Genomic DNA, 12,205 nt, shown 5'->3' with positions numbered 1-12,205 from the left:
GGTGCGGAAGGCGGGCCGGGACACCGCCTCACGCAGGCACGGCCCGGCTGATAGGCCGGGCCGTGCGGAGAGCGAGGGCTTCAGCTGTGCTCGCTGTGTGCGTTGTCCGGGGCCGGGTCGAGCTTCTCCAGCTTCGCGGCGGAATCGCTGTCCGCCTTTGAGTCCGCGCGCCCTGTCGCCCGCGGTACGTAGAAGTAGATGGCGACCGTCACCAGCACGAGCATGATCCCGGTGCAGAGCGAGGTGAGCGCGAACGCATCCGAGAACGACTGATCGGCCTGACTTTTCAGCGCCCGCCCTGCGTCGCCCGGCAGGGTGCCCGCCACGGCGATGGCGTCGCCGATGCTTTCGCGGGACGCCTCCATGGACCTGTCGTCCACCCCGGCCACCGTCGTGTCCATCTCCCGGCGGAACAGGGCCGATGCGACACTTCCCATGATCGCCACACTGAGCCCGTTGCCCAACTCGTACGATGTCTCCTCGATGCCCGCGGCGGCGCCGGCCGAGTCGGCGGGAGCCGTGGACATGATCACGTCCGACGCGGCCGTCATGGCACAGCCCGATCCGGCCCCGATGCCGACGAGGGCGATCGCGAACACCCAGTACTCCGTGTCGGGTTGAACGTTGAGCAGGACGAAGAACGCCGCCCCGATCAGCCCCATCCCGATCATCATGGCGTAGCGCGTGCCGTATCGCGGAACGACGAGCGACATGATCGGGGCTCCGATCATGGTGGCGAAGACGAGCGGGAGCAGGCGCAGGCCCGACTCCAGGGGCGAGGCTCCGCCGATGAACTGCCAGTGCTGGGTGAGCAGCAGCATCAGTCCGCCCATGCCGAACATGGCCAGGACCACGGACGCCACCCCGACGGAGAACGCGCGGGACCTGAACAGGGCCAGGTCGAAGAGCGGCTCGGGCGTGCGGACCAGCCGGACGATCAGCCCCGCGAGCAGCAGTACCCCCAGCGCCCCGATGCCGATCGTCTGCGCGTCGAGTCCCTTGGAGCCACCATGCTGGATGCTGTACACGAGGGCGATGAGCCCGGTGACGGAGAGAAGAGCTCCGAAGGCGTCCCAGCGGGGCGGGTTGGGGTGGCGGGACTCGGGCACGAGAAGCACGCCCGCGATCAGGGCGATCGCCATGATCGGCAGGTTGATCAGGAAGACCGACCCCCACCAGAAGTGTTCCAGCAGAAAGCCGCCGACGACGGGGCCGATCGCGGCGCCGGCCGCGGAGACCGAGGCCCAGACGGCGAGAGCCACCGTGCGCTCCCTGCGGTCCGTGAAGACGTTCCGGATGATCGACAGCGTCGACGGCATGATCAGCGCGGCACCGACGCCGAGCAGCGCGCGGGCCGCGATCAGCGTCTCCGGTCCGGACGCCCAGGCGGCCGCGGCCGAGCCGAGGCCGAAGATGAGGAAGCCCAGGCATAAGAAGCGCTTCCGGCCGAGACGGTCTCCGAGCGTTCCGGCGCTGATGAGCAGCCCGGCGACGGCGAGTGAGTAGATGTCGACGATCCAGAGCAACTGAACCGAGGACGGTTCCAGTTCAGTGCTCAGCGTCGGTAATGCCACGTTCAATACGGTCAGGTCCAGCGCGACGACCAAGAGGCTCAGGGACAGGATGCCGAGCACTGTCCACCTGTTGGCCGCGCTGCGCGCCGATTCCATGGTTGCCCTCCTCTGATGTCCTTCGTTCAACCGCCTCGTACGTCATACCGCAGGATCGTACAATGTACGAGCCTGCGGTACTATAGAGCCGTGACTGAGACTTCTGGGCGAGAGACCACACCGAAGGGGCGACAGGGCTCCATCTGGCTTCGCGAGACGAAGAAGAGCCCGTCGAAGCCATCCCTGAGCCGTGAACAGATCGTGCAGGCCGCAGTGCGGCTCCTGGACGAAGGAGGCGTACGGAACCTGCGGATGCGTCAGCTGGCGACGTCGTTGAACTCCGCACCCATGTCGCTGTACTGGCACGTGCCCAACAAGGACGACCTCCTGGAGCTCGCCGTCGACGCGGTGTTCCCCGATCCGCCGAGCCGAACCGACGCGGCGGACTGGCAGGACGAGATCAAGAGCGGCGCGATCGGTCTGTTCGAAGTGCTGCTGCGCCACTCGTGGGTGATCGAGCTGATGGGTGGGCAACCCCCGGTGGGTCCACGGGCGTTGGCACACACGAGTGCCATCATCGAGATCCTGGAGCGCGCGGACTTCACCCCCCAGCAGCTCGACTCCGCACTGGCGGCCATCTACTACTACATCGTGGGTGCGGCCCTGTCCGAGGCGTCCTGGCAGACGATGTCCAACCGGCGGGCCGAGAACGAGGAGGAGTGGGCGGCCCGGTTGGGCCCCTACCTCGACGCGGCGGTGCAGGACCATCCGAAGTCGCTGGCCGACTACATCAACCGCAGTGCCACGACCAGTACCCAGAGCCGCTTCCGGGAAGGGCTGGACTGCATGATCTCCGGCCTGGAGCGAATGCGTTCGTGACGCGCGGTTCTCAGTAGCCACGGCGGGGCGCAACGCCTGCCACACGGGCGGACCCGGCTCGCGGCACTCGAAGGCAGGCACGACGGCGAACGCGAACACGTCGAGGCCGCCATCAGCGGACAGGTCCCGCCTCACCTCTCCAGGCGGGACACCTCGTTCGTAGGGAGCAGCGGCAGGTTGTGCGCGAGCGCGAACCTTCCTACTTGTCGTGCTGTCGGCGCACCATCTCGGTGATCCAGCTGGGGGCGAAAGGAGAGGTGCAGCCCGGGGAGGTCGGGTAGTCCTTGAGTACCTCCAGGCGCTCACCGATGTCGATCGCGCGGGTGCGGTGCTCGGGGTGCTCGATCCCGATCTGAGCCAGGCAGTGGTTCATCGCCCACTGCAGGCGATCCGGGGCGTCCTTCATCTCCGCCTCGATGACGTCGAGCAGCCCTGAGAGGTCGAGTACCTCGGGCTTCTTCGCCACGCGTTCGGTGGTCAGCGCCCAGCCGGCACTCGCGACCACTGGATCCGGATCGGCGAACCAGGTCAGACGCAGCTCTTCGGAGTGCGGACTCTTCTTCACCACGTAGTTCACGAGCCAGTCATGCACCTTGGGAGTGCGCGCCTCGCGCAACATGACATCCAACTCGTCACGCTCGAACGCCTTCGGGCGGCAGATCAGGAGCGCCAGCAGTCGCGCCGCGGTATCACCCGTGTCCCAGAGCCGGCGCGCGAGTTCCTGCTGCGTCTTCAGCCGTTTCGCGATCGCACGCAGCTTGCCGAGGTTCACACCGTGATCGTCACCGTGCTTCTCGTTCACCTCGCGTGCTTTCGGGTCCTCGAGCGCGGCCAGCTCGGCCATCACCTCGGCCACCGTCGTCCCGGTCACAGCCGTCTCGGCCACCTCAGCCTCCTGTCCATCACGAGCGGGATTCAGCCTACGACGGGCCGACCTCCTGTCGTACACGCCGGTTCGGCAATCTTGCTGTCCCTGCAGCCTGAGGGTGGTGGTCAGGCACGTGCGGGCTGCAGGGGGTGGCTCCAGCCCGGTACCCAGATGTCGCTGTCGGGGCGGCCGGGATAGGCGGAGGTGAGATGGCGACGCAGCGCGGCCAAGGAGGGGTGAGGGTTGTCGGTGTACTTGGCCGCATGTGTGTGCCGCCCTGCGTCGTGGGCCGAGGCCAAGCGTTTCCCGTTCGGGTGGTTCGACCGCCTGTTAACGTGCCGTGGATGGAAGATCTGGGACTCGCGGCTTGGCCGCCTGAGCCGATCAGGACCGAGCGCCTGGTGCTCCGTGAGCCCGAATCGCGGGATCGTGCGGCGTTCATCGAGATGCTCGCCTCGCCAGAGGTGCACACGTACCTCGGTGGTCCCCGGCCACGTGACGAGCTTGAGCGCGAGATGCCTGAGGTACCCGAGCGGTGGCCCGGAAGTTTCGTCGTTGAACTCGACGGGTCGATGATCGGCCAGATCCTGCTCAGGAGAGCAATGGGGCGATGCCGCCCGGCTGCTGTGGGGAAGGCTGATCTCGGCTACCTGTTCCTGCCGCGGGCGTGGGGATTCGGGTACGCCGCCGAGGCCTGCGCGGCGGCACTCGGCTGGATCGGCCGCGTCCTTCCCGGCGAGTCGGTGGTGCTCACCACCCAGACCGCCAACGCCGGCTCGATGCGTCTCGCGGCGAAGCTGGGGTTTACCGAGGTGGAGCGGTTCGAGGCTTGGGGCGCCGAGCAGTGGCTCGGCAAGTGGTCCCCGATCACGCCGTCCACCTGAATTCGTGACGAAACCGCCGGTACGCCCCGCCTACCGAACGACTCAAGTGACCCGCGCCTGCTGCTGGGCGCTCCGAGCGGGTCACGGCACCGTCTACGCGACCTGACGGACACATGTCCGTCAGGTCGGCGGGAGAAAAGTTCGGCGGGGATGTCGAGAACGGCGTGGTGACTCCGTCCCAGAGGCAGAAGCGGCCACCGTGGTCGCTCAGCCTTGGGAGGCACGCCATGACGAACGACCGGATCACCGAAATCCTCAACCGCCCGCTGAGCCAGGAGCTGCTGGCTCGTGACCTCTGCCGCCTGGCCTATGTGGCCAAGGACGGGACACCGCGGAACATCCCGATCGCCTTCGCCTGGAACGGCAAGGAGGCCGTGATGTGCACGTCGAAGAACGCCCCGAAGCTGGCTTCGCTCCGTGCGAACCCGGCCGTCGCCATCACGATCGACACCGAGGTGCATCCGCCCAAGATCCTGCTCGTCCGCGGCACGGTTGAACTCGACGAGGTCGAGGGCATTCCCGAGGAGTACCTGGAGATGAACGGCTCCTACGGGATGACGGCCGAGCAACGGGTCGAGTGGGAGGCCGAGGTCCGCTCGCTCTACGACGGCATGGTCCGCATCGTGATGACGCCGACGTGGGCCAAGCTGATCGACTTCGAGACGACCTTGCCCAGCGCAGTCGAGGAACTCGTCCAGCAGCGTGCGGAACGTCAGCAGCAGAGTGGCAACGGCGCGCGGTCCGACGAGCCAGGAACGTCGACGTCATGACCCTCCGGCGCATGGAGCGAGTCATCCAGCCTCGACCGGAGAAGTCCCCACCACCCGGCCGGGACCATTTGGCCGCCACCAATGAAAGGAGATCCTGACTATGCGCTTCGCGACGCGAGAGACTGCGGCAACAGGGCCTCCTGGCGGTCGGTCCGGTTCGCATCCCCGACCAGCCAAGAGGCCCTGCTCTCATGCTCCGGTCCCCGCGCGATCACGCCATCAGGAACCCTGTTCAACCAGTTCAATCCCGTGATCGACATGCGGAAGGCGTCTCAGAACAGTGCCTGGCGCATGGCGTGCGGCACCGGGCCGCAGCAGGCGAGGGTCTGGGGCCGACCGGCGTCGTCGGCAAGCGGTGCGACCGCGGACTCCTCCTGCGTGTGCCGGGATCCGGTGCCTTCCGATCAGGTGAGCCAGCTGCCCGCCCCGCATTCGGATGCGGTGACCCACCGGTGCGAACCGATGCGGTCGTTCACGACCTGCCCCGGCCTGTTGGTGAAGTAATTGTCCGTGAGGTTGTCGGCCCAGAGCTCTCCCGGAGCGAGGCAGACGTAGCCGTTCTGATACTGGTAGTCCTTGTCGTAGTAGAAGGCGACGACGTCCTTGCCCCCGACGAACCCGCTGTTCATCACAGAGGACGCCTCTTTGTAGGCGATCGACTGGAACGCGCCGCTCGAATCGCCCCAGAAGCGATCGTCTCCCGGAGTCACGCCGAGGAGGTTCCCGTCGCAGCCGTAGTCCGTCCAAGCCCTCACGTTGCCGTCACGGCCCGGCCACTCCTGCTGACAGCGGTATTCCTGTGCCGCCGCCCCGGCGGAGGTGGTCGGTGCCAGAAGTCCGAGGGAGGTCAGGGCGATGACGACAGCGGCTGTACCTGGTCTGCGCATGGCGTACTCCTTGGTGTCCGCCTCTGGGATGAGGCATGTGGTTCCACGGGTGAGCTGTGGAGGTGACGGGTCGTCAGGCGCGTGGGCCGACGATCTTCTTGGCGCGGTCGAGCGCCTGGTGCTGCAACCGGCTGTGCGTGTCGAGGGCTTCGCCGTAGCGGTCGCGCAACTGGGCGACGTAGTGGCTCTCGCGCTCCTCGCCGATGGGGCGGAGGTCGGTGTCCCGGGCGCAGGTGGCGTCCGCCACGGCGAGCTTCCGCTCGGCCTCGAAGGCCTTGGGCTCAGCCGACCGGGAAGCCTGCGCCACCGCTGATTGCCGGGACGCACCCGGGTCCTTGTAGGCGTACCCCGCCCGCTTCATACATCGTGACCAGGCGTTCTGCGCTGCCGAGAACCGCTGGTCGGCCAGCACCCGGGGAACGTAGAGCGATCGGAGATGCCCGACGGCCTTCTCCGCACGGAACCAGGCCCGGGGATCCCCGTAGAGCTTCTTCTCGGACTTGGCCACGCAGCCGCCCATCCGCTTGCGCAAGGTACCGCCGCCGGGGATCTCGACGGCGATCACCGGTGCGTCGATCCCCTCGTCCAGAGCTTCGTCGTAGGACTGGCGCCGCTGCTCGGACAGGCTTTTGCGGTAGGCGAGATTGGGGTTGGAAGCCCGGGCGGCCGTTTCCTTGGCCTCGATGCGGCTGCCGTATCCGTGCTTGCGGGCCCAGCCGACATCGTCCAACACATAGCCGAGCGTGCGGCTTTCCTCCAGGCTGAGCCGCTCGGCCTCCCAGTACTTGAAACCCTGGCGTCTCATGCACGTGCCGATCAACCGTTGCTGTGCGTCCGAGATACGCAGCTCCTCGGCATCGGTCAGTTGCCGGGCTCCTCCGGCCGACGGAGACGCCGAGCTCTGCGGAGTGTGCTGGGCACTGCCACAGCCGGTGATGACGGCCGACACAAGGAGCAGGCTGATCACGGCCTTGCGCATGACGTCCTCTCGCGTTGGGTGTGAACGGGACTGCTGTGCGGGCCAGGGCGGCCACCGAGGGGGAGGGCGACGGTGAGGTGGTCCGCCGCGCGTCAACCCCGTGGTCTCGCGGCGGACATGGGCAGCAGCCCCCGGTGGGCCGGCGCGCCGGCTGATGCCGTCGGCGCGAGTCCGGCAATACCGACGAACGAAGCGGCCGCGTTCGGCGTGGCGGCCGTACGGGTGCACAGCGACATGGCGCTCCTTGCGGCTGGAGTGACGAGGGGTGTGCTTGCGCCCCGCAAGGCTAGGAGGGTGCCGACCGCGCCGGTCCTGACAGATGTCAGGTGTCGGATCTGAGAAACCTCCGCCTTCCCAACGTGATCGTCTGCTTTGGGCGGGGCGGGCATGAACTCCCGTCGTCGACGGGGGAGATGGGCGTGGTCAAGCCTGCTCGCGGCGCCTGCTGAGGTGGCTGGTGGCGTCGGTGCTGGGTCTGCCGGCGGCCGGGGAGAAGAGGGTCCGGGAGGAGATCGCGCGACGGGAAGCGCGGTGACGGGTTCGATGATGCCCCGGCGAGAGACGGGCATGGCGGCGACAGCCTCGCGCCGGACTACTAGCCGATCTTGTCGGTGCTGGCATCTGAAGCTGGCCGGGAGGACATGCGCTGCCGGCAACGGTCCGTCGCGCTGGGACTGGAGGCCGTCCCGGCGAAGGCCGTGGGGCTGCGAGCGAAGACGAAACGCCTGGTGGAGCGAGGGTGGGCACACCAGTTGCGGCCGGGAGCGTTCACCGCGCTCGCGGTGCCGGCCGCCTGAATCCGGCCGGTCGGCGTCCGGCCCGGCGACCACTCATGAGCATGGTCATCGACCACAGCACCACCGCCTGTTCCTGCCCTTGCGGCCTCGACACGGCCTCGACACGGCCTCAAGCAGTCCCCACGGAGCCAGGCAGGCGCCGCGCGGGAGGGTCCCGTCGGCTTGCGAACGGTGCTCGTGTTTGCCCGCGGCGGATGCCTCCAGAACCGGGCGGCCCGTTCCGGCGTTGCCGATGTCGCCGATCGGGTTCACGCGGACGGTGTGCACCCGCGCCCCTGGCAGGCCTCACACCCGCGCCCTGGCCTGTCTCACACCGAGAACTCGCGTATCACCGTGTTGCGGAACACCGCGTTGCCACCGATCGTGAACAGCGCGAGCCGGGTGTCCAGCAGGTACGGGAACACCTGGCTGGTGTGCACGTAGCGGCCGTCGTCGATGAACATCTCCACCGATGTGCGGTCCACCAGGATGCGCAGCTTCACCGTGCCGGCGGACGGGGCGAACGGGGTGTGGCTCTCCTGCCACTTGCCGGACGTGTCGGCGTTCACCGTGTTGCGTCGGTTGAGGAATGTGTAGTCGCCGTAGACACCGGCGTCGATGTGCCGACCGCCGTTGGGTGAGCGCCTCAACTGGAGGCCGGCGCCGGTGAGTTGGGACCAGGTGATCTCGGTGGTCACCTCGTAGGAGATGCCGGTGTAGTCGAGCACCTTTGTGCCGTCCACGGTCACGTCACCCAGGTTCACGGTGCGGGAGACATGCGAGTCGAGGCCGGCGACAGGCTGGGAGGCGAGGTAGTAGGTGCCGCCGGATGCCTTCTTCAGGGTGATCTCGCGGACGATGGAGTCGGTGCCGTTGAAGCCGTCGCAGTCGATGGTGGGGGTGGTGTCGGCGTAGTCCCAGTTGTTCACCCATCCGATCGCGTACCGGGCAGCCGCGTCCACCGCGCCGCGCGCCTCCCGCTTCTCGAAGGTGACGGCGCCGTACCAGTCCCAGCCGTGGTCGAGCCACTGCGGGTCACTCGCATCGGCGGTGAACGCGCTGCCGTCGAAGGAACCCGTCCAGTAGGCGTACGTATTGGGCAGCCCCGAGCTCTTCCCGTTGGCGCTCACGCCGAGCACCCATTTCGCGGTGCCGTCGCCGGCGGTGATGCGGAACAGGTCGGGGCACTCCAGGACGCCGATGCCGCCGTGGACGAAACCGCTCACGTACGTCCAGGACTTGAGGTCCTCGGAGTGGTAGAAGCCGATCTTGTCGTTCTCGGCGAGGGTCATCACCCAGCGGCCCCGGTCCTCGTCGCGGATCACCTTGGGGTCGCGGAAGTCGGCGACGCCGGGGTTGGGCAGGACGGGGTCGGTCCCGTAGTTGTCGAAGGTGAGACCGCCGTCGGTCGAGTAGTACAGGAACTGCTCCTGCTGGTCGGTGCCGCCGCCGGGGGACATGGTGACGATGACGACCACCGCACCCGCGCCGAACCCGGCCGTGTTGTCGGTGTCGACCACCGCCGAACCCGACCAGAGATCGCCGTTGACCGTGGTGTCCTTGGGCACGGCGACCCCGCGGTCGGTGAAGGAGACCAGGTCCCTGGTGGTGGCCAGGCGCCAAGCGGTGCCGACGACGCCGGTGAAGTAGTCGGCGTTGTAGAGGTAGTAGTAGCGGTACTCGCCGTCGATCCAGATGGGCCGCTGCGGGTCGTTCTTCCACTGGTCGGGGACCGTGAAGTGGTACCCGGCGCGGTAACTCGCCCCGCTCGTCGCGGACTTGGCCCTGCTCTTGGCCGTAGCCCCGGGCTCGGGCTTCGGTGCGGCCGTGGCCGCTGCGGTGGGCAGCAGCGCGGCGGCGGCGCCCACTGTCGATCCCGCGAACAGTGATCTCCTGGAAATCCCCGACGTTCCGGGCATGGCACATCGTTCCTCTCGTGGCGGCCAATGAGGGCCTGTGGCGGCGCGTCACGCACGCGAGTGCGGCTCACAACGCGGACGGCGTGAAGAATCGGCTCAGATGAACGAGGACTGTAGACCTAACTCGTTAAAGGTCAAGCCTTCCCGACCCTTGACAGGTCTGCCGCCCGGTTCCCATCATCTGGGTCATCACCCCTGAACTAACACGAGTTAGGCCCGTTCGATGACTGACTCGCACATCCCCCGCCGCACGCTGCTGCGGTACGGCGCATACGGGGCCGGAGCAGCTGCCCTGGCCGGTACCGCCGCGAGCTGGGACCGGCTCACGGGAGCCGACATCCCCGGCCGTGACGACGGCTCCCTCGTCGTCGCCACCCTCGGCTCCGCCTTCGACCCGGCCACCGTCGACGCTCTCACCAAGGGCTTCCACCGGATACACCCCGACATCCCGCTGCGGGTGAACGCGGTGCAGGCCGTCGACTGGTCGGACTTCTTCGCGAAGATCCTCACCCAGATCGCCGCGGGCACCGCCCCCGACCTCGTGTACGTGGCCACCGAGGGCGTGCAGCTGTTCGCCCAGCGACTCGGCGTGTCACTGGACCGCTGGGTGCGGCGGGACGCGGCGGAGCTGCGTGAGTACTTCGCCGACGTCCACCCCTCGCTGGTGGAGTCGATGATGTACGAGGGCAACCTCTACCAGCTGCCCGTGGAGTTCAACGCCGCCGACATGTACCTCAACAAGCAGGTACTGAAGCGGGCCGGCGCGGGGTTCCCGGCGGCCGACTGGAGCCGCGACGACTTCACCGCGCTGCTGCGGGAGCTGAAGCGTTCCGGCGGCGCGCACTTCACGCCGTACTTCTGGACCAACCGGCTGTGGGGCGGCGTGGTGCCCTGGCTCTTCGCGAACGGCACGAACCTGCTGAAGGAGTCGAAGGCGCCCGGAGGCTCCTGGCTGTGGGACACCTTCTACCCGGCCGCCGACCGAAAGGGGCGCGGCGGAGGCTTCCGCTGGACGACCCCGCAGGCCACATCCGACCGGGTGGAGGAGGCGTACGACTATCTCGCCTCCCTCGTCCAGGAGGACCTGTGCAGCCGGCCCGAGGGCGGCAACGGCAACAATCTGGTCGGCGTGTTCTCCACCGGCCGCGTCGGCGTCACACCGGCGGGCGGCTTCTGGGCGGGCGGCCTGCAGCTGGCCGGCATGCGGGCCGCCGACTACGACGTGCAGTACTTCCCGCGCTGGCGCACCCAGCGCCACCAGTTCGGCGCAGCGGGCTACGCGCTGCTGCGCACCTCGAAGAAGCAGGAAGCCGCCTGGGAGTTCATCAAGTACACGGCCCGCAAGGACACCATGACCCGGCTGCTCCGCGGCAACCAGACCACCCCGGCCCGGCGTTCGACGCTGAACGCCGCCCGCTACGCCGCGAGCGGCCCGGCCCACTGGCAGGTCTTCTACGACACCCTCGACCGGTTCCCCGACACCGGCCCGATCCCCGCGCCCCCGCAGGTCGCCGAGGTGACCGACGTCCTGCTCAAGCACACCGGCACCGCGCTGGCCTCGCCGCGTGCGGTGGGTCCCGCGCTGCGACGGATGCAGGGCGACCTGGAGCAGGCCATGGAGCGTGAGGTATGACCAACACCCAGGTCCCGAACTCCCAGGTCCCGAACTCCCAGGATCCGAACTCCCAGGTCCGGGCCGTACGTCCGCAGTCCGCCACGCCACCCGCCGCCGCAGTGCGGCCGTCCGTCCGCGACCGTGGCGCCCGGCTGCTGGCCGCACTGTTCCTGGCGCCCACGGTCGTCGGCATCGTCGTCTTCACGGTCGTGCCGATCATCGGGTCCATCGTGCTGAGCCTGTTCCACTGGAACGTGATCGACCCGCCCCGTTTCGCCGGCGGCGCCAACTACCGCACGACCTTCACGGACTCGACCGTCCTGGTCTCCTTCCGCAACACGCTCCTCTTCATGGTCCTCGCGGTCGCGCTGCAACTGCTGATCGCGCTGACGCTGGCACTCGCGCTGAACGGGCGGATGCCGGTGTGGCTGCGGTCGGTCTTCCGTTCGGCGTTCTTCTTCCCCCTGATACTGTCCGCCGCGTCTATCTCGGTGGTGATGAAGTACCTGTTCAACCAGGACTTCGGGGTGGTGAACTGGCTGATCGGCCTGGTCGGCGTCGCGCCCGTGCCCTGGCTGACCTCGGAGCACGCGGCGATGGCCACGGTGATCCTGGTCTATGTCTGGCAGCAGTTCGGTTTCTCGTTCCTGCTGTTCGTCGGCGGTCTGAACAACATCCCCAAGGAGATCCACGAGGCCGCCGCCCTCGACGGCGCGACCGGCCTGCGCAAGCACCTCGGCATCACGCTGCCGCTGCTGTCGCCGACACTGCTCGTCGCGTCGGTGGTCGGCATCATCAACGCCCTCCAGGTCTTCGAACAGCCCTACGTCCTCACCGACGGCGGACCCGGCGACGCCACCCGCACCGTGGTGATGGTGATCTACGAGAGGGCCTTCGAGCAGCTCGACTTCGGCGAGGCATCCGCGGTGGGCGTGCTGCTCTTCGTGCTGATCATGGCCGTCACCGCCCTCCAGTTCCGGCTCAGCCGGCGTTTCGTCCACTACCAGTGAGCCGGTGA

General features: G+C 68.0%; 11 protein-coding genes. 6 read left to right on the top strand and 5 right to left on the bottom strand.

Annotated elements, in window-relative coordinates:
* Positions 1 to 80: 80 nt before the first annotated feature.
* On the bottom strand, positions 81 to 1,670 hold the full coding sequence (locus tag ACN20J_RS02480; protein WP_419665056.1) for an MFS transporter: 1,590 nt from the start codon (positions 1,668 to 1,670) through the stop codon (positions 81 to 83).
* 90 nt (positions 1,671 to 1,760) lie between these two features.
* Here ACN20J_RS02480 and ACN20J_RS02475 point away from each other — a divergent pair, with 90 nt between their 5' ends.
* Positions 1,761 to 2,489 (top strand): TetR/AcrR family transcriptional regulator C-terminal domain-containing protein, encoded by a 729-nt coding sequence (locus tag ACN20J_RS02475; protein ID WP_189844334.1) that lies wholly within the window; start codon positions 1,761 to 1,763, stop codon positions 2,487 to 2,489.
* Positions 2,490 to 2,688: 199 nt separating this feature from the next.
* Here the strand turns inward: ACN20J_RS02475 and ACN20J_RS02470 are convergent, their stop codons facing one another.
* On the bottom strand, positions 2,689 to 3,375 hold the full coding sequence (locus ACN20J_RS02470) for a DNA alkylation repair protein (protein ID WP_419665055.1): 687 nt from the start codon (positions 3,373 to 3,375) through the stop codon (positions 2,689 to 2,691).
* A gap of 326 nt (positions 3,376 to 3,701) precedes the next feature.
* On the opposite strand from ACN20J_RS02470, the gene ACN20J_RS02465 reads away from it, so the two are divergent.
* Complete coding sequence (locus tag ACN20J_RS02465; protein ID WP_419665054.1) at positions 3,702 to 4,241, top strand: GNAT family N-acetyltransferase; 540 nt, start codon at positions 3,702 to 3,704, stop codon at positions 4,239 to 4,241.
* Positions 4,242 to 4,468: 227 nt separating this feature from the next.
* Positions 4,469 to 5,011, top strand: coding sequence for a pyridoxamine 5'-phosphate oxidase family protein (locus ACN20J_RS02460; RefSeq protein WP_361917832.1), 543 nt, complete (start codon positions 4,469 to 4,471; stop codon positions 5,009 to 5,011).
* A 404-nt stretch (positions 5,012 to 5,415) separates the two neighbouring features.
* Here ACN20J_RS02460 and ACN20J_RS02455 read toward each other — a convergent pair whose 3' ends face one another.
* Positions 5,416 to 5,898, bottom strand: a complete 483-nt coding sequence (locus tag ACN20J_RS02455) for a hypothetical protein (protein ID WP_189844338.1) — start codon at positions 5,896 to 5,898, stop codon at positions 5,416 to 5,418.
* A 73-nt stretch (positions 5,899 to 5,971) separates the two neighbouring features.
* Positions 5,972 to 6,877, bottom strand: coding sequence for a hypothetical protein (locus ACN20J_RS02450; RefSeq protein WP_419665053.1), 906 nt, complete (start codon positions 6,875 to 6,877; stop codon positions 5,972 to 5,974).
* Between the two features lie 641 nt (positions 6,878 to 7,518).
* Between ACN20J_RS02450 and ACN20J_RS02445 the strand changes: the two genes are divergently transcribed.
* Positions 7,519 to 7,674 carry a hypothetical protein gene (locus tag ACN20J_RS02445; RefSeq protein WP_361996445.1) on the top strand — a complete coding sequence of 52 codons (156 nt, stop codon included), beginning with the start codon at positions 7,519 to 7,521 and terminating at the stop codon, positions 7,672 to 7,674.
* Positions 7,675 to 7,982: 308 nt separating this feature from the next.
* Here the strand turns inward: ACN20J_RS02445 and ACN20J_RS02440 are convergent, their stop codons facing one another.
* Positions 7,983 to 9,572: a glycoside hydrolase family 32 protein gene (locus tag ACN20J_RS02440; RefSeq protein ID WP_419665052.1), complete on the bottom strand. Its 1,590-nt coding sequence runs from the start codon at positions 9,570 to 9,572 to the stop codon at positions 7,983 to 7,985.
* A gap of 223 nt (positions 9,573 to 9,795) precedes the next feature.
* Here ACN20J_RS02440 and ACN20J_RS02435 point away from each other — a divergent pair, with 223 nt between their 5' ends.
* Entirely contained in the window at positions 9,796 to 11,205 is a 1,410-nt protein-coding gene (locus ACN20J_RS02435; RefSeq protein WP_419665051.1) for an extracellular solute-binding protein, read from the top strand.
* Positions 11,202 to 12,197, top strand: coding sequence for a carbohydrate ABC transporter permease (locus ACN20J_RS02430; protein ID WP_419665050.1), 996 nt, complete (start codon positions 11,202 to 11,204; stop codon positions 12,195 to 12,197). The genes ACN20J_RS02435 and ACN20J_RS02430 overlap by 4 nt, the downstream gene beginning before the upstream one ends.
* Positions 12,198 to 12,205: the final 8 nt, after the last annotated feature.

The sequence above is a fragment of the Streptomyces sp. 2-1 genome (assembly GCF_048564895.1).
Taxonomy (GTDB): domain Bacteria; phylum Actinomycetota; class Actinomycetes; order Streptomycetales; family Streptomycetaceae; genus Streptomyces; species Streptomyces phaeochromogenes.
This window is presented reverse-complemented; position numbering and strand designations above follow the sequence as displayed.

Bases quoted from the DNA above. Each gene is read 5' to 3' on its own strand.
- ACN20J_RS02465 (WP_419665054.1), top strand. From the start codon at position 3,702: ATGGAAGATCTGGGACTCGCGGCTTGGCCGCCTGAGCCGATCAGGACC.
- ACN20J_RS02450 (WP_419665053.1), bottom strand. From the start codon at position 6,877: ATGCGCAAGGCCGTGATCAGCCTGCTCCTTGTGTCGGCCGTCATCACC.
- ACN20J_RS02435 (WP_419665051.1), top strand. From the start codon at position 9,796: ATGACTGACTCGCACATCCCCCGCCGCACGCTGCTGCGGTACGGCGCA.
- ACN20J_RS02455 (WP_189844338.1), bottom strand. From the start codon at position 5,898: ATGCGCAGACCAGGTACAGCCGCTGTCGTCATCGCCCTGACCTCCCTC.
- ACN20J_RS02460 (WP_361917832.1), top strand. From the start codon at position 4,469: ATGACGAACGACCGGATCACCGAAATCCTCAACCGCCCGCTGAGCCAG.
- ACN20J_RS02445 (WP_361996445.1), top strand. From the start codon at position 7,519: ATGCGCTGCCGGCAACGGTCCGTCGCGCTGGGACTGGAGGCCGTCCCG.
- ACN20J_RS02430 (WP_419665050.1), top strand. From the start codon at position 11,202: ATGACCAACACCCAGGTCCCGAACTCCCAGGTCCCGAACTCCCAGGAT.
- ACN20J_RS02480 (WP_419665056.1), bottom strand. From the start codon at position 1,670: ATGGAATCGGCGCGCAGCGCGGCCAACAGGTGGACAGTGCTCGGCATC.
- ACN20J_RS02440 (WP_419665052.1), bottom strand. From the start codon at position 9,572: ATGCCCGGAACGTCGGGGATTTCCAGGAGATCACTGTTCGCGGGATCG.